We start from the raw sequence: 20,405 nt of genomic DNA, 5'->3' as shown, positions 1-20,405 counted from the left end.
GCAAGCCCGCTCCCACAGGGATCGCGCCAGATTCTAGAAATTGAGCAAGACAGTTGCTCCCAGAGGGGGCGCGCTAGATTCTGGGAATTGATCAAGACACCTCACAGGGAACCTCGTGCCAGCTGCCGACTCGAATCATCACCTTCGGCAATTCTGCCCTGCCCCACTGGCCTCTTGAGCGCCCGTCGGGGCTCGGGTAATGTCGAGTAAATGCACAGGACAGAGCACGCCCATGACCTCCAAGCTGGAACAACTCAAGCAGTTCACCACTGTAGTCGCCGACACCGGGGACCTGGATGCCATCACCCGTCTCAAGCCGGTCGATGCCACCACCAACCCGTCGCTGCTGCTCAAGGCCGCTGCCATGCCGGGCTATGCCGAGCTGCTCAAGCAGGTGAAAGCCGATGCCAAGGGCAATGTCGACCTGGCCTGCGACAAGTTCGCCGTGGCCTTGGGTGCGGGCATTCTCAAGGTCATCCCGGGGCGCATCTCCACCGAGGTGGATGCACGCCTGTCGTTCGATGAGCCGGCGCTGCTGAACAAGGCACGCCAACTGATCGACCTGTACGAAGCTGCAGGGGTGTCGAAAGACCGCGTGCTGATCAAGCTGGCCTCCACCTGGGAAGGCATCCGCGCCGCCGAGAAGCTGGAAAAGGAAGGCATCCAGACCAACCTGACGCTGCTGTTCTCCTTCGCCCAGGCCCAGGCCTGCGCCGATGCCGGCGTGTTCCTGATCTCGCCCTTCGTAGGCCGCATCTACGACTGGTACAAGAAGAGCACCGGCCAGGAATACGTCGGCGCCGAAGACCCGGGTGTGCAGTCGGTCACCCGTATCTACAACTACTACAAGGCCAATGGCTACGACACCGTGGTCATGGGCGCCAGCTTCCGCAATATCGGCCAGATCGAACAACTGGCCGGCTGCGATCGCCTGACCATCAGCCCGGACCTGCTGGACAAGCTGGGTAGCGACCAGGGCGAGCTGCCGCGCATCCTGAAACCGGGCAATGCCGGTGAGGCCAAGCAGGTGCTGAACGAAAGCCAGTTCCGCTGGGCGATGAACGAGGACGCCATGGGCACCGAGAAGCTGGCCGAGGGTATTCGCCAGTTTGCCCGGGATCAGGAAAAGCTCGAGAAGTTGATGGCTGAAAAAGCCTGATACATCTAAGGTTTGCCAGGCGGGCGGGAAATGTTCAGCATTTTCCGCCCGTTTTGTTTCAGCGGGCTATGAACGCGTTCTGAACTCAAAGGCACAATGACCTCATCCCCACTGCCCCTCGTGCTCGCCGGCCCGGTGTTGCGCCGCCTCGAACCGCAAAGGCTGGCCATCTGGCTGGTCGGCAGCCAGCCTCTGCAACCCGAATTCATCTTCGACGGCATCGCCAAGGTCGACTGCCAGATCGTTGCGGTCGGCCAGCACGCCTTCATTCACCTGCTGGACATCCACTTCGCCGAGCCCCTGCCGTGCAACGTCGCCGTCGAGTACGACCTGCTGATCAACGGCCAGGGCATTGCCAGCTGGGCCCCGCACCTGCTCTACCCCGGCAGCCAACGCCCCACCCTGGTACTGCGCGACCGCCTTGACCAGCTGTTGCATGGTTCCTGCCGCAAACCCCATCACCCGGCCGCCGATGGCCTGCTCTGCGCCGACCGCCTGCTGCTGGCCTGTCAGCACCCGCAGCAGCGCCCCGCCATGCTGTTGATGACCGGCGACCAGGTGTACGCCGATGATGTCGCCGGCCCGATGCTGCGCGCCATTCATGCGCTGATCGGGCGCCTGGGTCTGTTCGACGAAGCGCTGGATGGCGCGGTGGTCAGCGACAGCCAGGCGCTCTACTGCCACCCGGCCAGCTACTACCATCGCGCCGACCTGCTGCCAGCCCAGGCACGCAACGAAACCCTGCGTGAGCGCTTCTTTGGCGGCAAGCGCAAGCCGATCTTCTCTTCCAGCAATGCCGACAACCACCTGGTGACCTTCGCCGAAGTCATGGCCATGTACCTGCTGGTGTGGTCGCCACAGCCCTGGCGGCTGGTCGACCTGGGCATGCCCGCAGGCCTGAGCCCTCGGCACCAGCAGCGCTACCGCGAGGAACTGCCGCTGATCGAGGCCTTCGCCGCCAACCTGGGCCAGGTGGCGCGGGTGATGGCCCACCTGCCCTGCCTGATGATTTTCGACGACCACGACATCACCGATGACTGGAACCTCTCCGCGCAGTGGGAAGAAACCGCCTACGGCCACCCGTTCTCGCGGCGGATCATCGGCAATGCACTGCTGGGCTACCTGCTGTGCCAGGCCTGGGGCAATGACCCGGATGCCTGCAACGGCCTGGTCGGGCAGTGCCAAACGCTGCCCCGCCAGCAGGACCAGCTGATCGGTGAACTGCTGCGCTTTCAGGGCTGGCAGTACAGCGTGCCCAGCGAGCCACCGCTGCTGGTGCTGGACACCCGCACGCGTCGCTGGCGCAGCGAAAGCGACCTGGCCAAGCCGTCCGGCCTGCTCGACTGGGAAGCGCTGTGCGAACTGCAGCAGGCGCTGCTGGACCACCCCTCGGCGATCATCGTGTCGCCGGCGCCGATCTTTGGCGTCAAGCTGATCGAAACCGTGCAGAGGGTGTTCAGCTGGCTGGGTTACCCGTTGCTGGTGGATGCCGAGAACTGGATGGCCCACCGTGGCGCGGCACAGGTGATCCTGAACATCTTCCGCCATTCGCGCACGCCGGGGCATTACGTGATCCTGTCGGGTGACGTGCACTATTCGTTCGTCTACGAGGTGCTGATCCGCCATCGCCAGCGCAGCCCGCATCTCTGGCAGGTGACCAGCAGCGGGATAAAGAACGAGTTCCCGCGGCGCTTGCTGGATGTGCTGGACCGGCTCAACCGCTGGTTGTATTCGCCACGCTCACCGCTGAACTGGTTTACCAAGCGTCGGCAGATGGAGGTGGTGCCGCGCACGCCCAGCCGCAGCAAGGCCGGGGAGCGGCTTTGGAACGGCGCGGGGTTGGGGCAGGTGTTCTTCGATGAGCAGGGGCGGCCGGCACGGGTGCTTCAGCTGAGTGCGGATGGCAGCGAAGGGGCCGAGTTTGCGCAGCGAGAGTGACTGGGCTGGTGCGTTGTGGAGGCTTTGCTGGCCTCTTCGCGGCTGAAGCCGCGAAGAGGCCGGTACAGGCTTGCAGGTCAGGTCCGCTCCAGCGCATTCACCAGGTCATGGAAGGCTTCGCGATTGGAATCGTTCAGGCCCATCAGAATCTTGTGCGCCTCCAGCACCTTGGAGCGCACCACATCCTCGTTCTGATCCTGCGACGGCAGGTCGGTCAGGCACTCAGGGCGCGGTACCGGGCGGTCGACGATGTTGAACACCTGATCGAAGCCCATGGATTGCAGCAGGCGCGAAATATCCGGGTTGGTGGTGACCACGGTCGGCAACAGGCCCACCTTCTGCCGCGACAGGATCGACAGCTTGGCCAGCAGGCCCAGCGTGGTACTGTCAATGCTTTCGGTTTCGGTCAGGTCGATGACAATGGCCGAGAAGTTCAGCGCGGTGAAAATCTTCTCGATCGTCGCATCCAGTGCCGAACACAGGGTCAAGCGCACTTCACCGACGAATTTCAGTACAAAGGTACCGCTCTGCTCGGCGAACTGGATTCTACCGGTACTCATTGAAGGTTCCTGCTCAACACCAATAGGGCGATATCATCCGGCATCTCCCCAAGCGTAGCCAATCCGAATCGTTGGCGCAGCCCATCCAGGCTACCACCCGCCGCCTTGACGATATCCGGCAAGGCAGCTTCTTTATCTTTGAGCGTATGCCCTGGCAAAAGGTCCAGAATGCCATCGGACATCAGGCTCAGGCTGAACTGCGGCGGCAACTCGATCACCAGGTCCTGGTAGGTCGCTTCGTCGAACAACCCTACCGGCAGGCCCCGGCCCTCAAGGTAACGGGCCTCGCCCGGGGTATACAGCACCGGCAGCGGCAGGTGGCCACCCACGGCGTAGGTCAGCAGGCCGGTTTCTTCGTCGATCACGCCACCGACCATGGTCACGTGCTTGCCCAGCTTGCAGTTGATCAGGCCGCGGTTGATGTGGCTGAGCACTTCCGAGGGCTTGAATTCGCGCAGCTTGCTGCTGCGCTTGAATTCGAACAACAGCCGCGTGGTCATGAACTTCAGCAACACCGTGACGAACGCCGACGACGCGCCATGCCCGGAGACATCGGCCAGGTAGAAGGCAATGCGCCGCTCATCCACGCGGAAGTAATCGGCGAAGTCGCCCGACAGGTACAACGACGGGATGATCTGGTGCTCGAAGGTGAACTCGCCGAGCTTCCAGGGGCTTTCCGGCAGCATGTTCATCTGCACCTGGCGACCGGCGGTCTGATCCTCCTGCAACAGGTGCAGGCTGGCCTCCAGCTCACGGTTGGCCGCTTCCAGCTTGTCGCGGTAGCGCTGGTTTTCCAGCACCAGGCGCGAACGGTCGAGCGCCCGGCGCACCGAGTGTTCGAGCACGGCCAGGTCTTCCAGCGGCTTGATCAGGTAGTCGGCGGCACCCAGGCGCAAGGCCTCGACCGCGTCGCTCATCACGCCGGCACCCGACACCACGATCACCGGCAACTGCGGCGCGCGCTCGCTGATCTGGCGGATCAGTTCGAGGCCGCCCATCTGCGGCATGCGCAGATCGCAGATCACGAGGTCGGGCTGGTGTTCTTCGAAGACCTGGAGCCCCTGCTGGCCATTGCCGGCCTGGAGGACGCTGAAGCCACTGTCTTCCAGATAGGCGGCGAGGCTCGCACGGACCACGTCGTCATCATCGATGATCAGCAGCGTTGCACTGATTTTCTGCATGTGGGCGAACGGCGCCGATTTGGGTTGGTGCAGGGGCGTCTGCAAGGCTGACATCCAACTGCTGGAATACTCTGTGGTAACGCTCTACTTGAGTTGTAGGCCAAGAACCCGGGCCAGGCAACCTGCGGAGATACCTCGTAAGGCGCAGACGGTACTCCCATCCGCCAGGCGTTTCAAGCATACGTCGGTCGAGTTCGCTGCTCTTTACAGGGCAAATCACCGGGAGTTATAAGAACGCCAACCAGTACAACCTATTGGGAAGGATGCAGCATGCCTCATACGCCCTCCAATCACAGTGAGAAACGCGATTTCATCCGCATGCGCATCGACGCCGAGGTCAGCCTGCTGCACGAGGGGCAGGTGATCGCCGCGGTGTGCCTGGACCTTTCCAGCGGCGGCATGCAGGTGCAGGCGCCGCGGCAATTCAAGGTCGGCGACCACCTGGAGGTGCGCATCGACTCCGATCACCCGGCACTCAAGGGCCTGCATGCCAGTACCGAGGTGGTGTGGATCGCCGATCAGCCCGGTGGCCAGCAGAAATTCGGCCTGCGCATCCTGGCCATGCATTGAGCTGTAACAAAAACGGCGACCCAAAGGTCGCCGTTTTCATGCCTGCAAACGATCAGAAATCGTCTTCGACTTCACCATCTTTGACCTTGAACTCGCGGTTCTGCAGGTAGGCGTTGCGGATGAAGATGTATTTGTCACCCTGAATCAGCTTCTCGGCCGACAGCAGGCTGGCGCGGGTGTCAACCACGTTCAGGGCGAAAATCGAGTTACGCACCGGCACGTCGTTGATGTAACGGTAGGGTTCGGTGTAGCTGTCCGGGTACTTGGCCAGGCCGTCACGCACGGTGCTCGGGCCGAGCAGCGGGATCACGACGTACGGGCCGCTGGGCACGCCCCAGTGGCCGAGGGTCTGGCCGAAGTCTTCGTCGTTGCGCTGCAGGCCCATCTTGGTGCCGACATCGAAGAAGCCGCCAATGCCGAATACGGTGTTGACGATCAACCGCGCCGTATCCACACCCGCCGCATGCGGTTTGAATTGCAGCACATCGTTGGCAAGGTTGGTGACATCGCCGACGTTGTTGAACATGTTGTGGATGCCATCCTGCAAGAACTGCGGGGTGACCCACTGGTAGCCCTTGGCCAATGGCTTGAGGCCATAGGTGTCGATCGTATCGTTGAAACGGAAGATCGGGCGGTTGACCGCTTCCCAGGGATCTTCCTCGGTGGCGGCCTGGGTGGCTGCCACGGGCGCCAGCAGCAAGCTGGCGCAGACACAGGCCTGGGTGACTCGCTCGATCACACCGGCACCTATCCTACGCATAGATGTTTCTCCATCGAAATTCTCGGCCGCAAGCACAACGGGTGCGCTGCTGTACGGCGGCAGTATAGAGCCTTGCACGCTGATAAACAGCTTTACACATTTTTGCTCAATAATTTGTGAACAACTGTTGCCCGTCACAGCACGGTAACAATCGTCCAATAGCCTGCGAACTATTTCAGGGACGTTACCATGCTCGCTGCACCCGCCATTACCGCTGTGCTGTTCGGCCTGCGCGACTGCCTGGTCCAGGCCACCGCCGGCAGCCCCCTGCCCGCCCCCGGCGCCCTCGAAACGCTGGCCGGCCTGCGCCACGCGCAGGTGCCGTGCATCTGGCTGGACGACCTGGGCAGCCTGCAGGGCAGGCGCCTGGCCAGCGTGCTGCCAGACTGGCTGCCGGGCCACACGGTCAACGGCGTGCGCTGGCCGGCGCCGAATGCCTGCTGGCAAGCCTTGATGAGCCTGCAGAGCGAGTGCCTGGAAGGTTGCGTGCTGGTCAGCGGTGAGCCAAAACTGCTGCAATCTGGCCTCAACGCCGGCCTCTGGACAGTGGGACTGGCGGCTTGCAACCCCTCGTGCGCCAGCACCTCCGCGCAGTGGCAGGCGATGACCCCGCAAGAGCAGGAACAGGCCCGCGGCAAGGCGACGCTGGCGCTGTTCAGCCTGGGCGTGCATTCGGTGATCGACCACCTCGAAGAACTGGACACCTGCCTTGCCGACATCGCCCTGCGCTGCAGCAAGGGTGAAAAACCCTGACACAGCCCCATTGATACGGATCATGCAAAGCGCCAGCGAGTGGATTACGCTAGGAAGCAGGCGAGAACCTTTGCCGCTTCGCTGAGGTCCATGCCTTGCCAAGCCATTGATGGAGAACAGCCAATGCCTGCCCGCGAATTGCAAGAGCGCTTGAACAGCCTGCGCGAGCAACTGGACCGCAACGTACCGCTTTCGGATGAAGAACTGGCCGCCCTGCACGAAGAGGCCAGGCAGATCGAAGCGCAGTTGAAGCTCGAGGAAGCCACGCCGGACAACAACGTGGTCGACGGGGTGAACCTGGCGATCGAGCGTTTCGAAGCCGACCACCCGGATTTGACCGCCACCCTGCGCAGCATTGCCAACTCGCTGCACAGCATGGGGATCTGAAACAGCCGGGGCCGCTTTGCGGCCCATCGCCGGCAAGCGCAACTCCCACAGGGTGCGGCGCTTGCCTTGCGATGGCTGCAAGGCAGCCCCAACTACACAGAATTTACTGGCGAACCAGTCGCAGGTTAGCCGGGCTGATCGTCCCGGTGCTGCGGTACGGGTTGATGTCCAGGCCGCCGCGGCGCACATACCGCGCATACACGGTCAGGTGCTCGGGCTGCAGCAGGTTCTTCAAGTCCAGGTAGATCCGCTCCACGCACTGTTCGTGGAAGTCGGCATGCTGGCGGAAGCTGATCAGGTAGGTCAGCAGGCTGGCATGGTCCAGTGCCCTGCCCTTGTACTCGACCACCACGCTGCCCCAGTCCGGCTGGCCTGTCACCGGGCAGTTGGATTTGAGCAGGTGGCTGTGCACGGTTTCTTCGACAATCAGCTCAGGGTTGCAGCTCAGCAGTTCAGGTTGCGGCTGCTCGTAGTTGTCGATCGCCACATCCAGCGCATCGATGCACTGCCCAGGCAAGGCCACCACGCCCTGTGCCTCCACTTCCGCCAGGGTACGCACTTGCACGCCCACCGGCTTGCCAGCGGCGGCCGACAGATCATTCACCAGGCACGCCTGCAAATCGCTGATCGAGGCGAACTGGGTCTGGTTAAGCGAGTTGAGGTAGAGCTTGAACGACTTCGACTCGATGATGTTCGGCGAATCGGCGGGAATGGCGAACTCACCGATGGCCACCACCGGCTTGCCCGACGGCAGCAGCCACGACAGCTCGAAGCAGTTCCAGTAGTCCACGCCCTGCCACGGCAGGGTCTGGGCGGTCACACCCAGCTCGGCCCACTTGGCCGTGCGCGGGATCGGGAACAACAGCGAAGGCGTGTAGGTGGCGATGTATTCGCTGGATTTGCCCAGCGGGGAATGTTCGGCGGCGGGATGCATGGAAACTGACCTGAAGGTTCGAAATTGCCCTTAGTCTACCGGTTTTGCACCCCGCCTTGCAGGCCCGGTTACTCGATGGTCAGCACCCCGACCATGCCGGCCTGGTAATGCCCCGGTACGTTGCAGGCGAACTCGATGGGCGCCGACTTGCGGAAGGTCCAGGTCAGCTCGGCGCGCTGGCCAGGCTGCACCAGCACGGTATTGCCGCTGTCGTGGCCATGGGCACCGTGGTCCATCGGTTGGGCGGGCGCGTGGCCCATCTGCGAGTGGTCCATGCCCTCATGCTGCATGGCGGCGTTGTACATCTTGCCCTGCATGGCGATCATTTCTTTCTGGTGCTCGGCATGCATGGCCTTGTCACCCAGGTTGAACTCATGGGGCAGCTTGCCTTCGTTGGTCACCACGAAGCGGACGGTCTCGCCCGCTTTCACGTGCAGGCTCTTGGGCTCGAAGGCGATGTCCTTCAGCACCACTTCGACGGTGCGGGTGGCCTTGGCAGCCGGGGCTGGCTCGCCGAATGCGAAGGTTTTTGCCTCGCCGGCCAGGGTGGGCAGGCTGACCAGGGCCAGGGCGGCGGCGATGAACAGGTGTTTCATGATGACTCCGAAGATCACGGCGGGATGAGGCCACTCTAGAAAGGTGCGGCTGGCGCTTGGCTGACAGCAAGATTACAACTTTGTCAGCTTGGGCGAGGCTCGAGTTAGTCACGTATCATTTCAGCCACCCCCTCATCCCTGTGGGAGCGGGCCAACCCTCTGATTGTGGATTGAGCATGAAACTGCTGATCGTCGAAGACCAGGCCCGCACCGGCCAGTACCTGAGCCAGGGCCTGAGCGAAGCCGGCTTCGCCACCGAACTGGCCACCGACGGCGAGACCGGCCAGTACCTGGCCCTGACCGGCGACCACGACTTGCTGATTCTCGACGTGATGCTGCCAGGGCGTGACGGCTGGCAGATCCTGCAGGCCGTGCGCACTGCTGGCCTGGACACCCCGGTGCTGTTCCTGACCGCCCGCGACGCCGTCGAAGACCGCGTGCACGGCCTGGAACTGGGCGCCGACGATTACCTGGTCAAGCCGTTCGCCTTCTCCGAGTTGCTGGCCCGGGTACGCAGCCTGCTGCGCCGCGGTGCCAGCCCGAGCCAGGACACCACCCTGACCCTCGCCGACCTGCGCCTGGACCTGATCCGCCGCCGCGCCGAACGGGCCGGCACGCGCATCGACCTGACGGCCAAGGAATTTGCCCTGCTCGAACTGCTGCTGCGCCGCCAGGGCGAGGTGCTGCCCAAATCGCTGATCGCCTCGCAGGTGTGGGACATGAACTTCGACAGCGACACCAACGTCATCGAAGTGGCCGTGCGCCGCCTGCGCCTGAAGATCGACGACCCGCACCCGAACAAGCTGATCCATACCGTGCGCGGCATGGGCTACGTGCTCGAAGAGCGCCACGACTGATGCGCAGGCTGTCCCTCGGCACGCGCCTGGCACTGCTGTTTGCCGCCTGCACCGCCACCGTGTCGCTGGGCGCCGGGCTGCTGTTCAACCGCGCCAGCGAGCAGCATTTCGTCGAACTGGACCAGCAACTGCTGGAGTCGCGCCTTTCTCTGTTTCGCAGCCAGCTCGCTGGCGTGAAGCACCCCGGCCAGCTGCAAGGTCGCTTGCCAGCCCTGCGCAACGAGCTCAGCCACCAGGCCGACCTTGCGCTGCGCATCGATGGCCCCGACGGTGCCAACTGGTTCGCCAGCCGTGACGGCCTGCCAGGCACACCGTCGACGCCCACGCTGACGACCCTGCACGCAGAAGGCGTCGATTACCGAAGCCTCACGGTACCCGCGGACGAGCAGACGCCTGCACAGCTGACGTTGTATCTCGATATCACCCATCACCAGCACTTCCTGCAAGGCATGCAGCGCCTGATCTGGCTCACCGTCGGGTTGTCTGCGCTGGCCACTGCCCTGCTCGGTGCCTGGGCCGCACGCAGTGGCCTGCGCCCCCTGCGCCAGATGGGCCAGGTGGCCGCCAGCGTGTCGGCACGCTCCCTGACCACGCGCCTGCCGGTGGCGCAGATGCCCGAGGAGCTGGCCGAACTGGCCACTACCGTGAACGCCATGTTGCAACGCCTGGACGACGCCTTCCAGCGCCTGTCGGCGTTCTCTGCCGACATCGCCCACGAACTGCGCACGCCGCTGTCCAACCTGCTGACCCACACCCAGGTGACCCTCACCCGTCCGCGCAGCCTGGAGGAGTATCGCGAGGCTCTGCATGGCAACCTTGAGGAGCTGCAGTGGATGGCGCAGATGATCAACGACATGCTGTTCCTCGCCAAGGCTGACCACGGCCTGCTGGTGCCAGGGCAGACGGCGCTGGCCCTGCACGAAGACGTGGATGCGCTGCTGGAGTACTACGCGCCGCTGGCCGAGGACAACGAAGTGCAATTGCTGCGCGAGGGCGAGGCGATCGTGCAGGGTGACCGGCCTATGCTGCGACGGGCGCTGTCCAACCTGCTCGACAATGCCCTGCGCTTCACCCCGCCAGGCGGGCAGATACGGGTGACGCTGGAGCCGGGGCTGCGGATTTGCGTGGCCAATACCGGGGTGGCCATTGACGCGGCGGCGTTACCGCGCGTGTTCGATCGCTTCTACCGGGTCGACCCGGCACGGCGGGAAGGCAGCAGCGAGCATGCAGGGCTGGGGTTGGCGATTACCCGGTCGATCGTACAGGCCCATGGCGGGAGCATTCGGGCGCAATGCCAGGATGGCTGGACCCGTTTCGTGATCGAATTGCCTGAAGTTCGGTGAAATGGGGGCTGCTTCGCAGCCCTTCGCGGGCAAGCCCGCTCCCACAGGGATCGCGCCAGCTTTTAGAACTTGAGCAAGACAGTTGCTCCCACAGGGTATGCGGACCGCTTGCGAACTCAGTTCTCTAGCCACAGCGCAGTCCACAGGGCTGGGGAATCTCCCACAGGGATCGCGCCAGATTCCAGAAATTGAGCAACACAGTTGCTCCCACAGGTATTGCACAGCCTTCAGGGCTTGTGCTGCCCCTGTGGGAGCGGGCTTGCCCGCGAAAGGGCCCTGACAGGAGGACTCAGACCGCCAGGCCAATCGCCGGCTGCACCTGCGACGCCCGGTAAGCGGGATAGATGGTCGCCAGGAAGCTCATCACCAGCCCGGCCGCACAGATCATCAGCACATCCCCGCCCTGCAGCTCGGACGGCAAGCTGCTGACGAAGTAAACATCCGAGGTGAAGATGTGTTGCCCACTCACCCGCTCCAGCCAGCCGACGATCTGGCTGACATTGAGCGCGGCGATCACCCCGAGCACGCCACCGATCAAGGTGCCGACAATGCCGATCAGGCTGCCCTGAACCATGAACGTACCCATGATCTGCGCCGGCGTGGCGCCCAGGGTACGCAGGATGGCAATGTCCGGCCCCTTGTCGTTCACCACCATCACCAGGGTGGCGATGATGTTGAATGCCGCCACCGCGATGATCATCAGCAGCAACAGGCCGATCATGGTCTTTTCCATCTTCATCGCACTGAACAGGCTGCCCTGGGTGTGCGACCAGTCATCGGCACGGTAGCTATCACCCAACCCGGCAGCGATGGCCTTGGACACCTGCGGCGCGGCATACAGGTCGTGCAGTTTCAGGCGCACGCCCTGTACCTGGCCTGGCGCCCAGCGCTGCATTTCGCCGGCATCGGCCACATGCATGTAAGCCTGCGAGCCATCCAGTTCGGCACCGACCTTGAAGATGCCGACCACGGTCAGGCGTTGCATGCGCGGGGTGATGCCGCCGGGTTCCTTGCTGATTTCCGGCACGATCAGGGTCAGCTTGTCGCCGGTGTTGAGGCGAAAGCGCCGCGCGGTCAGTTCGCCGATGACCACGCCGTACTCACCCGGCTGCAGGTCTTGCAGGCGGCCCTGGACGATGTGCTGGCCGACGATGGAAACCTTGCTCTCCTCGGCCGGGTCGATGCCGCTGACCTGGATCGGCTGCATCGCGCCCTTGTACGAGAGCATGCCTTCCATCTCGGTGATCGGCGCCGCGGCCATCACCGCCGGGTTCTGCAACGCCGCGTCGGCCGCCTTGTGCCAGTCGTCCAGCGGCTGCACGCCCAGGATCGAGGCATGCGGCACCAGGCCGAGAATGCGCGAGCTCATCTCGCGCTGGAAGCCGTTCATCACCGACAGCACCACGATCATCGCCAGCACGCCCAGCGACAGGCCGATCATCGAGGTCATCGAAATGAACGAGATGAAGTGGTTGCGGCGCTTGGCCCGGGTATAGCGCGCGCCGATGAAGATGGGCAAGGGTCTGAACATGTAGGAAACACCCAAATTAAACGGGAAAACGGGGCGGCGCTGCCACCCCGTGCACTCGGTCAGATCGCCACCAGGTGGCCGTCGTCGAGCTTCAGTACGCGGTCCATCTGACGCGCCAGGTTGAGGTCGTGGGTCACCACCAGGAAGGCGGTGCGCGATGCACTGGACAACTCCTGCATCAGTTCCTGGATGCCCTGGGCGGTGTGGTGGTCGAGGTTGCCGGTCGGCTCGTCGAGCATCACCAGGCCCGGACGGTTGACCAGGGCGCGGGCGATCGCCACACGCTGGCGCTCGCCACCGGACAGTTCGGCCGGCTTGTGGTGCAGGCGATGGCCCAGGCCGACCCGCTTGAGCAGCGCCTCGGCGCGCTCACGGGCTTCCGGGATGGCGGTACGGCCAATCAGCAGCGGCATGCACACGTTCTCCATGGCGGTGAACTCTGGCAACAGGTGGTGGAACTGGTAGACGAAGCCCAGTTCGCGGTTGCGCAACAGGCCGCGGGCACGCTCGCCGAGGGCCGAGAGCTCTTCGCCGGCCAGCCACACGCTGCCCTGGGTCGGCCGGTCGAGCCCGCCGAGCAGGTTGAGCAAGGTACTCTTGCCGGAGCCGGAGCTACCGACGATGGCCACGCGTTCACCGGCGTGCAGCTCCAGGTTGAGCCCGGACAGCACCTGCACCGATTCCGGGCCCTCGTCGTAGGACTTGCCCAGGTTGCGGCAACTCAGAACGACTTTATCACTCATGCGCGACTCACTCATAACGTAGCGCCTCTGCAGGCTGGGTGCGGGCCGCACGCCAGGCCGGGTACAGGGTGGCGAAGAAACTCAGGACCAGCGCCGCACCGCAGACCATGTAGACGTCCTGGGCCTGGATCTGCGACGGCAGGTAATCGATGAAATACACGTCGGCATTGAGGAACTTGTGCCCGATCAGCGTCTCGATGCCGGCGATCGCTGCACTCACGTTCAACGCGGCGACGATCCCGACCACGGCGCCGATCAGCGTGCCGATCACCCCGATCACCGTGCCCTGAACCATGAAGATCAGCATGATCTGCCCGGGCGTGGCGCCCAGGGTACGGAGGATGGCGATGTCACCGCGCTTGTCGTTGACCACCATCACCAGGGTGGAAATGATGTTGAACGCCGCCACCGCCACGATCAGCAGCAACAGCAGGCCGATCATGGCCTTCTCCATGCGGATCGCCTGGTACAGGTTGCCGTGGGTACGGGTCCAGTCGCGGCTGTAGTATTCCTGGTCGCCCAGCTGCTGGGCGATGCTCCAGGCCACGCGCGGCGCCTGGAACAGGTCGTCGAACTTCAGGCGCAGGCCCTGTACCTGGTCCGGCTTCCAGCGGTGCAGGCGGGACAGGTCGGTGATGTTGGTCAGGCCCAGGTAACCGTCGATCTCGCCGGCACCGACGTGGAAGGTGCCGACCACGGTGAAACGTTTCATGCGCGGGAACATGCCGGCCGGGGTCACGCTGACCTCGGGGGCGACGAAGGTCAGCTTGTCGCCGATGGCCACGCCCAGCTTGGCTGCGGCCTTGTCGCCGATCATGATGCCCCACTCGCCCGGCGCCAGCTGGTCGAGGCTGCCTTGCTGGATGAAGTTGTCGATGATCGACACCTCGCGCTCGCGCGCCGGGTCGATGCCGTTGAGCAACACCTTCTGCACCTTGCCGTCATGGGTCAGCAGGCCCTGCATCTGCGTGTACGGGGCAACCGCCAGCACCTGCGGATTCTGCTTTACTTGTTGGGCAAGGGCAGACCAGTCGTTGATCGGCTGGCCGCTCTCCAGCGTGGCATGGGGGATCATGCCCAGCACGCGGGTACGCATCTCGTGGTCGAAACCGTTCATGACCGAGAGCACCACGATCATCACCACCACGCCCAGGGCGAGGCCGATCATCGAGGTCAGGGAAATGAACGAGACGAAGTGGTTACGGCGCTTGGCACGGGTGTAACGCGTACCGATGAATGCGAAAAGAGGTCTGAACATGTCGGGGCTTGTTCGGATGAAAGGGAACGTCCTTGTGGCGAGGCGCCTACGGCGGCTTTACACTCGGACCACCGCCGCAACCATGGGTTCGCCATGACGACATTAGACGAAGAAGATCGCCGCGAATACTACCGCATCGAAGATCGGATCGCACTGGAAATCAGCCCCCTCAGCGCGGCCGAAGCCCTTGAGGCAGAACTGTTGCAGGATGATTCGCCGCTGTTCAACCTGCTCAGCGAGCTGCACCTGTCCGACTTCGAGTCGCAGCACCTGCTGCGCCAGCTGAGCGAGAAGGACCGCACCCTGGCAGCCTTCCTGCGGGCGCAGAACAAGCGCCTCGACCTGCTCAGCGCAGTGGTCGCGCAAACCCTGCTCGGTGAAATCGGCGAGCCACAGCGCGTGATCATTTCCGAAGGTGGCATCGAGTTCGCGCAACCCCGGCAGATCGCCCCCGGCACCCGGGTAAAGGTGAAGATGGTGCTGATGCCACGCGCCCAAGGCCTGCTGCTGCGCGGCAAGGTCACCCACTGCGACCCGCGCCCGGACGGCGATTTCGAGGTCGGCACGGAATTCACCGACATGACCGATGCCCAACGGCAACTGCTGGCCCGCCACATCCTGCAACGCCAACAGCAGCAACGGCGCCAGCAGCTGGAACAAGACGGCCCCGCCTCCTGAGCCCTATCCCCCTGATTTGAAGGAACGAACGTGACCCTGATCTACGGCCACCGCGGCGCCAAGGGCGAAGCCCCCGAAAATACCCTGAAGAGTTTTCAGCAGTGCCTGTCCCACGGCGTCAACCGCTGCGAACTGGACCTGCACCTGTCGGCCGACAACGAGCTGATGGTGATCCACGACCCCACCCTCAAGCGCACCACCGGCCGGCGCGGCAAGGTGGTCGAGCACCCGGCCGCCGAACTGGTCCGCATCGATGCGCGCAAGGGCGGCCCCGGGCACGTTCAACCCTGCCCTATTCCGAAGCTCGAAGAGCTGTTCGAGAAATGCGCTTTCGAGCACTGGCAGCTGGAGGTCAAGAGCGCCTCGCGCACCCGCGCCGCCACCACCGTGCTGGCGATCCGCGAACTGGCGCAGCAGTACGGCCTGCTGGACAAGGTGACCATCACCTCCAGTTCACGGGAAGTGCTGGGTGCAGCCCAGGAGCTGGTACCGGATGTGAAGCGCGGGCTGGTTGCCGAGTACGCCTGGCTCGACCCGCTGAAGGTCGCGCAGAACTATGGCTGCGAGCTGCTGGCATTGAACTGGACACTGTGCACCCCTGAACGCCTGCTCAAAGCACAAGGCCAGGGCTTGCATGTGTCGGTATGGACGGTCAACGAACCGGCACTGATGCGCCGGCTCGCTGATTTTGGCGTGGACAGCCTGATTACAGACTTTCCCGGTTTGGCCAAGACCACCCTCGGGTAGGGCTGAAATCGGTCTCCCCGACCGGCTCAGGCCACCGGCCGGAGCCGCTTAAAAAAGCCGGTTCAGGCCGTCGTAGGCAGCTACCCGATAGGCTTCGGCCATGGTCGGGTAGTTGAACGTGGTGTTGACGAAGTACTTCAGATTGTTCTGCTCGCCCGGCTGGTTCATGATCGCCTGGCCGATGTGAACGATTTCCGAAGCCTGGTAGCCGAAGCAGTGCACGCCGAGGATTTCCAGGGTTTCGCGGTGGAACAGGATCTTCAGCATGCCTTGCGGCTCGCCGGCGATCTGCGCACGCGCCATGCTCTTGAAGAACGCCTTGCCCACTTCGTAAGGCACCTTGGCCTGGGTCAGCTCTTGCTCGTTCTTGCCGATCGAGCTGATCTCCGGGATGGTGTAGATGCCGGTCGGCACGTCGTTGACGAAGCGCCAGCTGCCGTTGTCGACGATGCTGCCAGCGGCCGAACGGCCCTGGTCGTGGGCAGCACTGGCCAGGCTTGGCCAGCCGATCACGTCACCGGCGCCGTAGATGTTCGGCACGGTGGTGCGGTAGGCCTCGTCGACCTCGATCTGGCCGCGGCTGTTGACCTTGATGCCGATGTTTTCCAGGCCCAGCTTGTCGGTGTTGCCGGTACGGCCGTTGCACCACAGCAAGGCGTCGGCCTTGATCTTCTTGCCCGACTTCAGGTGCAGGATCACCCCGTTGTCCAGGCCCTCGACCCGCTCGTACTCCTCGTTGTGGCGTACGGTGATGTTGTTGTTGCTGAAGTGGTAGCTCAGCGCCTGGGAAATTTCCGAGTCCAGGAAGCTCAGCAACTGGCCGCGGTTGTCGACCAGTTCCACCAGCACGCCCAGGCCACTGAAGATCGAGGCGTACTCGCAACCGATCACGCCGGCGCCGTAGACGATCAGCTTGCGCGGGGTGTGGCTGAGGCTGAGGATGGTATCGCTGTCATAGACGCGTGGGTGGTGGAAGTCGATGTCGGCCGGGCGGTACGGGCGCGAGCCGGTGGCGATGATGATGTGCTTGGCGTTGAGCTTTTCCACCACACCGTTGGGGCAGACCACTTCGACGGTCTGCTCGTCGGCGAAGCTGCCGGTGCCGAAGAACACATCGACGCGGTTGCGGGCGTAGTAGCCGGTACGCGAAGCGACCTGCTTGGCGATGACCTTCTCGGCGCTCTTGAGCACGTCAGGGAACGAGAACCAGCGCGGCTCACCGATGGCACGGAACATCGGGTTGGTGTTGAACTGCATGATCTGCCGCACCGAGTGACGCAGCGCCTTGGACGGGATGGTGCCCAGGTGGGTGCAGTTGCCGCCGACCTGACGGCGGCTGTCGACCATTGCCACCTTGCGCCCCGCTTTGGCGGCGTTCATTGCCGCGCCTTCACCGGCCGGGCCGGAACCCAGCACCACTACGTCGTAGTTGTAGACAGCCATGCGTACTCCTTCAGAACTGGCCCGGGGTTACGGTTACCCGCGGGACTCGATCATGCCGCCGGGGCGTCATGAGAAAATTCGGGTGCAGTCTAATCAAGCGTGAACGCCGCGCACATTAACCCTTGGTCGCGTCGTAGGCCAATTTTGCCTGCACTACATGTCATTCACCGATCCCTGGCGGCGATCATCCCTGCCAACGCTTTCAATCGCCTTTCACCGCCTGCTCGAACGCGGGGGTAGCTCGGGAGACGAAGCCACCTTCGGCCCGAGTCACCAAAACCGCGGCCAGATCATGGGCCACGGCAAAATCCCAGCCGCGCTCCGGCCCCAGGATCAGCAGCAGGGTCGAATAACCATCGGCCTGCAGCGTCGAGCGTTCAAGCACGGTAACCGCGGCCAGGTCGTGGTCGACCGGGCGCCCGAGGCGGGCATCGAAGGTGTGCGAATAGCGCCGGCCATTCTCCTCGAAATAGTGGCGATAGTCACCCGAGGTCGACACCCCCAGGCCATTGACCGGGATGATCTGGCGGGCGATCTGGCGGTCTTCGCGCGGCAACTCCAGGGCGATGCGCCAGGGGCTGCCGTCGGGCTTGCGGCCCGCGGCCTTGAGCTCGCCGGTGACTTCGGCGACAAAACGGGTCACACCCATGGCGCGCAGGCGCTCGGCGATCAGGTCGACAGCGTGGCCGGCGGCGATGCTGTTGAAGTCCAGCTGCACCGGGGCATCCTTGCACAGTGCCTGGCCGTCGATGCGCAAGTGGCGGTAGCCGACGCGCTCACGGGCCAGGGCCAGAGCCTGCGGGTCGGGCACCTGCTCATGGCGGGCCTGCGGGCCGAAACCCCAGAGGTCGAGCAGCGGTTCGACAGTGAGGTCGAAAGCGCCGTCGCTCAGTTCGGCCAGGTGCTGGCCGAGGGCGACCAGTTCGAGCATGTCGGGCGGCAAGGCCATGCACTGGTTGGCGGGCAGCAGGTTGAACTGGCTGACGGTGGAATCGCCGCGATAGGTCGAATAATGCTGGTCGATGTCGTTGAGGATGGCCTCGACCGCCGCCTGGACCTGGGCCGGTGCCGGGCCGCCAGGCTCGCGGACGTACTGGATGCTGTAGCTGCTGCCCATGGTCGGGCCGCCGAGGCGCTCCAGGGTCGGGCCCTGATTGCAGGCGGTCAGGAGCATCAGCAGGATTGAAAGTAATGCACGCAATATCGAGATCTCGATCGTCTGTACCGGCCTTTTCGCGGGCAAGCCCGCTTCCACAGGGATATCACAAGCCTTGAAACCAGTGGTATCCCTGTGGGAGCGGGCTTGCCCGCGAAAAGGCCGGCACAACGACAACAAATGTCAGGCAAAAAAAACGGGAACCCGAAGGTTCCCGTTTTTTCATGCGCTTACAAGCGGATCAGCGTGGAAACGCTGGCGGGTTCACACCCGACATCTCTTCCATCACGCGAACCACCTGGCAGCTGTAACCGAATTCGTTGTCGTACCAGACGTACAGGACAACGCGGTTGTCGTTGGCGATGGTCGCCTCGGCATCCACCACACCGGCGTGGCGCGAACCGACGAAGTCGGTCGAAACCACTTCCTGCGAGCTGACGTAGTCGATCTGCTTGTGCAGTTCCGAGTGCATGGCGGTCTGGCGCAGGTACTCGTTGATCTCGTCGCGGGTGGTCGGCTTCTCGAGGTTCAGGTTGAGAATGGCCATCGAAACGTTCGGCGTCGGAACGCGAATGGCGTTGCCGGTCAGCTTGCCCTTGAGCACTGGCAGTGCCTTGGCGGCAGCGGTGGCGGCGCCGGTTTCGGTGATGACCATGTTCAGCGGCGCGGCACGGCCACGGCGGCTGCCCTTGTGGAAGTTGTCGATCAGGTTCTGGTCGTTGGTGAACGAGTGAACGGTTTCGACGTGGCCGTTGACGATGCCGTACTGGTCGTTGATGGCCTTGAGCACCGGCACGATGGCGTTGGTGGTGCAGGACGCTGCCGAGATGATCTTGTCATCGGCAGTGATGTCGCCGTGGTTGATGCCGTGCACGATGTTCTTCAGCGCGCCCTTGCCAGGTGCGGTGAGGATCACGCGGGCAGCGCCCGGGCAGGCCAGGTGCTGGCCCAGGCCGTCGGCGTCACGCCATACGCCGGTGTTGTCGACGATCAGCGCGTTTTCGATGCCGTACTGGGTGTAGTCGACTTCGCTCGGGCTCTTGGCGTAGATGATCTGGATCAGGTTGCCGTTGGCGGTGAGGGTGTTGTTGGCTTCGTCGATGGTGATGGTGCCATCGAACGGGCCATGCACCGAGTCACGGCGCAGCAGGCTGGCACGCTTGACCAGATCGTTCTCGGCGCCTTTGCGCACGACGATGGCACGCAGGCGCAGGCCGTCGCCACCACCGGTCTTTTCGATCAGGATGCGCGCCAGCAGGCGGCCGATGCGGCCGAAGCCGTACAGGACGACGTCGGTACCCTTGCGGGCCGAAGCGTTCTGCTGGCCAACCACGTCGGCCAGTTCTTCACGGACGAACTGCTCGGCAGTGCGGCCGTTGCCTTCCTGCTTGAACTTGTTGGCCAGCTTGCCCAGGTCGACCGAAGCGGCGCCCAGTTTCAGCTCGCTGATGGCCTTGAGCAGGGGGAATGTCTCGTGTACGGACAGTTCGGTCTCGTCGGTCTGACGGTGACGCGCAAAGCGGTGGGCTTTGAGGATCGAGATAACCGAACGGTTGATCAGGCTACGGCCATAAATCGAGCTCACCACATTGTTGTTGCGGTAGAGCTGACCGATAAGCGGGATCATCGCTTCAGCCAACGCTTCACGATCGATCCACTCACCAAGACACTGGTCGGGCTTCTGAGTCACGGGAACCTTCCACATGTAGGGACAGAAAAAAGGGGCTACATTATGACGCCCCTGTGCGTAACCGGCAATGAGCGCCTGTCGCCGATGGCAAAGCCCGCTGTTCATGGCCTGTCGAGCCTGA

At 63.5% G+C, this 20,405-nt stretch carries 20 protein-coding genes; 9 read left to right on the top strand and 11 right to left on the bottom strand.

Going from position 1 to position 20,405, the window contains the following annotated elements:
* Positions 1-232: 232 nt before the first annotated feature.
* Together tal and CAF78_RS03310 are read left to right on the top strand one after the other, a co-directional pair.
* Entirely contained in the window at positions 233-1,159 is a 927-nt protein-coding gene (gene tal, locus CAF78_RS03315; protein ID WP_085674775.1) for a transaldolase, read from the top strand.
* 96 nt (positions 1,160-1,255) lie between these two features.
* Positions 1,256-3,097 carry an alkaline phosphatase D family protein gene (locus tag CAF78_RS03310; RefSeq protein ID WP_085674777.1) on the top strand — a complete coding sequence of 614 codons (1,842 nt, stop codon included), beginning with the start codon at positions 1,256-1,258 and terminating at the stop codon, positions 3,095-3,097.
* A gap of 77 nt (positions 3,098-3,174) precedes the next feature.
* Here the strand turns inward: CAF78_RS03310 and rssC are convergent, their stop codons facing one another.
* The gene (gene rssC, locus CAF78_RS03305; RefSeq protein ID WP_085674779.1) at positions 3,175-3,657 is read right to left on the bottom strand and encodes an anti-sigma factor antagonist RssC; all 483 of its coding nucleotides are present in this window, start codon (positions 3,655-3,657) and stop codon (positions 3,175-3,177) included.
* Positions 3,654-4,838: a two-component system response regulator RssB gene (gene rssB, locus CAF78_RS03300; protein ID WP_085674932.1), complete on the bottom strand. Its 1,185-nt coding sequence runs from the start codon at positions 4,836-4,838 to the stop codon at positions 3,654-3,656. Before rssB ends, rssC begins: the two co-directional genes overlap by 4 nt.
* A 270-nt stretch (positions 4,839-5,108) precedes the next feature.
* Between rssB and CAF78_RS03295 the strand changes: the two genes are divergently transcribed.
* Positions 5,109-5,408, top strand: a complete 300-nt coding sequence (locus CAF78_RS03295; protein WP_085674781.1) for a PilZ domain-containing protein — start codon at positions 5,109-5,111, stop codon at positions 5,406-5,408.
* A gap of 52 nt (positions 5,409-5,460) precedes the next feature.
* Here CAF78_RS03295 and CAF78_RS03290 read toward each other — a convergent pair whose 3' ends face one another.
* Positions 5,461-6,168: a VacJ family lipoprotein gene (locus CAF78_RS03290; protein ID WP_085674782.1), complete on the bottom strand. Its 708-nt coding sequence runs from the start codon at positions 6,166-6,168 to the stop codon at positions 5,461-5,463.
* A gap of 189 nt (positions 6,169-6,357) precedes the next feature.
* Here CAF78_RS03290 and CAF78_RS03285 point away from each other — a divergent pair, with 189 nt between their 5' ends.
* Positions 6,358-6,921, top strand: coding sequence for a phosphonoacetaldehyde phosphonohydrolase-related protein (locus CAF78_RS03285; protein ID WP_085674784.1), 564 nt, complete (start codon positions 6,358-6,360; stop codon positions 6,919-6,921).
* A gap of 123 nt (positions 6,922-7,044) precedes the next feature.
* Positions 7,045-7,308: a DUF4404 family protein gene (locus CAF78_RS03280; protein WP_027919578.1), complete on the top strand. Its 264-nt coding sequence runs from the start codon at positions 7,045-7,047 to the stop codon at positions 7,306-7,308.
* A gap of 103 nt (positions 7,309-7,411) precedes the next feature.
* On the opposite strand, the gene queF is transcribed toward CAF78_RS03280, so the two are convergent.
* The gene (gene queF / locus CAF78_RS03275) at positions 7,412-8,242 is read right to left on the bottom strand and encodes an NADPH-dependent 7-cyano-7-deazaguanine reductase QueF (protein WP_085674786.1); all 831 of its coding nucleotides are present in this window, start codon (positions 8,240-8,242) and stop codon (positions 7,412-7,414) included.
* Between the two features lie 68 nt (positions 8,243-8,310).
* Entirely contained in the window at positions 8,311-8,838 is a 528-nt protein-coding gene (locus CAF78_RS03270) for a plastocyanin/azurin family copper-binding protein (RefSeq protein WP_085674788.1), read from the bottom strand.
* 176 nt (positions 8,839-9,014) lie between these two features.
* On the opposite strand from CAF78_RS03270, the gene cinR reads away from it, so the two are divergent.
* Together cinR and CAF78_RS03260 are read left to right on the top strand one after the other, a co-directional pair.
* Entirely contained in the window at positions 9,015-9,695 is a 681-nt protein-coding gene (cinR, locus tag CAF78_RS03265) for a two-component system response regulator CinR (protein WP_085674789.1), read from the top strand.
* The gene (locus tag CAF78_RS03260; protein WP_177408495.1) at positions 9,695-11,038 is read left to right on the top strand and encodes a heavy metal sensor histidine kinase; all 1,344 of its coding nucleotides are present in this window, start codon (positions 9,695-9,697) and stop codon (positions 11,036-11,038) included. The genes cinR and CAF78_RS03260 overlap by 1 nt, the downstream gene beginning before the upstream one ends.
* A gap of 289 nt (positions 11,039-11,327) precedes the next feature.
* On the opposite strand, the gene CAF78_RS03255 is transcribed toward CAF78_RS03260, so the two are convergent.
* Genes CAF78_RS03255 through CAF78_RS03245 form a run of 3 tightly spaced genes read right to left on the bottom strand, consistent with a single transcriptional unit; the run spans position 11,328 to position 14,570 of the window.
* On the bottom strand, positions 11,328-12,569 hold the full coding sequence (locus tag CAF78_RS03255) for a lipoprotein-releasing ABC transporter permease subunit (RefSeq protein WP_085674791.1): 1,242 nt from the start codon (positions 12,567-12,569) through the stop codon (positions 11,328-11,330).
* 59 nt (positions 12,570-12,628) lie between these two features.
* On the bottom strand, positions 12,629-13,312 hold the full coding sequence (lolD, locus tag CAF78_RS03250; RefSeq protein ID WP_177408494.1) for a lipoprotein-releasing ABC transporter ATP-binding protein LolD: 684 nt from the start codon (positions 13,310-13,312) through the stop codon (positions 12,629-12,631).
* A gap of 7 nt (positions 13,313-13,319) precedes the next feature.
* Entirely contained in the window at positions 13,320-14,570 is a 1,251-nt protein-coding gene (locus CAF78_RS03245; protein WP_085674795.1) for a lipoprotein-releasing ABC transporter permease subunit, read from the bottom strand.
* Between the two features lie 93 nt (positions 14,571-14,663).
* Here CAF78_RS03245 and CAF78_RS03240 point away from each other — a divergent pair, with 93 nt between their 5' ends.
* Both CAF78_RS03240 and CAF78_RS03235 read left to right on the top strand, forming a co-directional pair.
* Entirely contained in the window at positions 14,664-15,248 is a 585-nt protein-coding gene (locus CAF78_RS03240) for a PilZ domain-containing protein (RefSeq protein WP_085674797.1), read from the top strand.
* 30 nt (positions 15,249-15,278) lie between these two features.
* A complete protein-coding gene (locus CAF78_RS03235) occupies positions 15,279-15,995 on the top strand; it encodes a glycerophosphodiester phosphodiesterase (protein ID WP_085674799.1) in 717 nt (238 codons plus the stop codon).
* Positions 15,996-16,043: 48 nt separating this feature from the next.
* Here the strand turns inward: CAF78_RS03235 and sthA are convergent, their stop codons facing one another.
* From sthA to CAF78_RS03220, 3 genes are all read right to left on the bottom strand, one after another.
* Positions 16,044-17,438 (bottom strand): Si-specific NAD(P)(+) transhydrogenase, encoded by a 1,395-nt coding sequence (sthA, locus tag CAF78_RS03230; RefSeq protein WP_079227162.1) that lies wholly within the window; start codon positions 17,436-17,438, stop codon positions 16,044-16,046.
* A gap of 202 nt (positions 17,439-17,640) precedes the next feature.
* Positions 17,641-18,612, bottom strand: coding sequence for an FAD:protein FMN transferase (locus CAF78_RS03225; protein ID WP_143515005.1), 972 nt, complete (start codon positions 18,610-18,612; stop codon positions 17,641-17,643).
* Between the two features lie 223 nt (positions 18,613-18,835).
* Positions 18,836-20,299, bottom strand: a complete 1,464-nt coding sequence (locus CAF78_RS03220; RefSeq protein ID WP_085674803.1) for a glyceraldehyde-3-phosphate dehydrogenase — start codon at positions 20,297-20,299, stop codon at positions 18,836-18,838.
* Positions 20,300-20,405: the final 106 nt, after the last annotated feature.

Source organism: Pseudomonas sp. R28(2017), from assembly GCF_002112505.1.
Taxonomy (GTDB): Bacteria; Pseudomonadota; Gammaproteobacteria; order Pseudomonadales; family Pseudomonadaceae; genus Aquipseudomonas.
The sequence above is the reverse complement of the archived record's forward strand: the minus strand, read 5'-3'. Positions and strand labels throughout refer to the sequence as shown.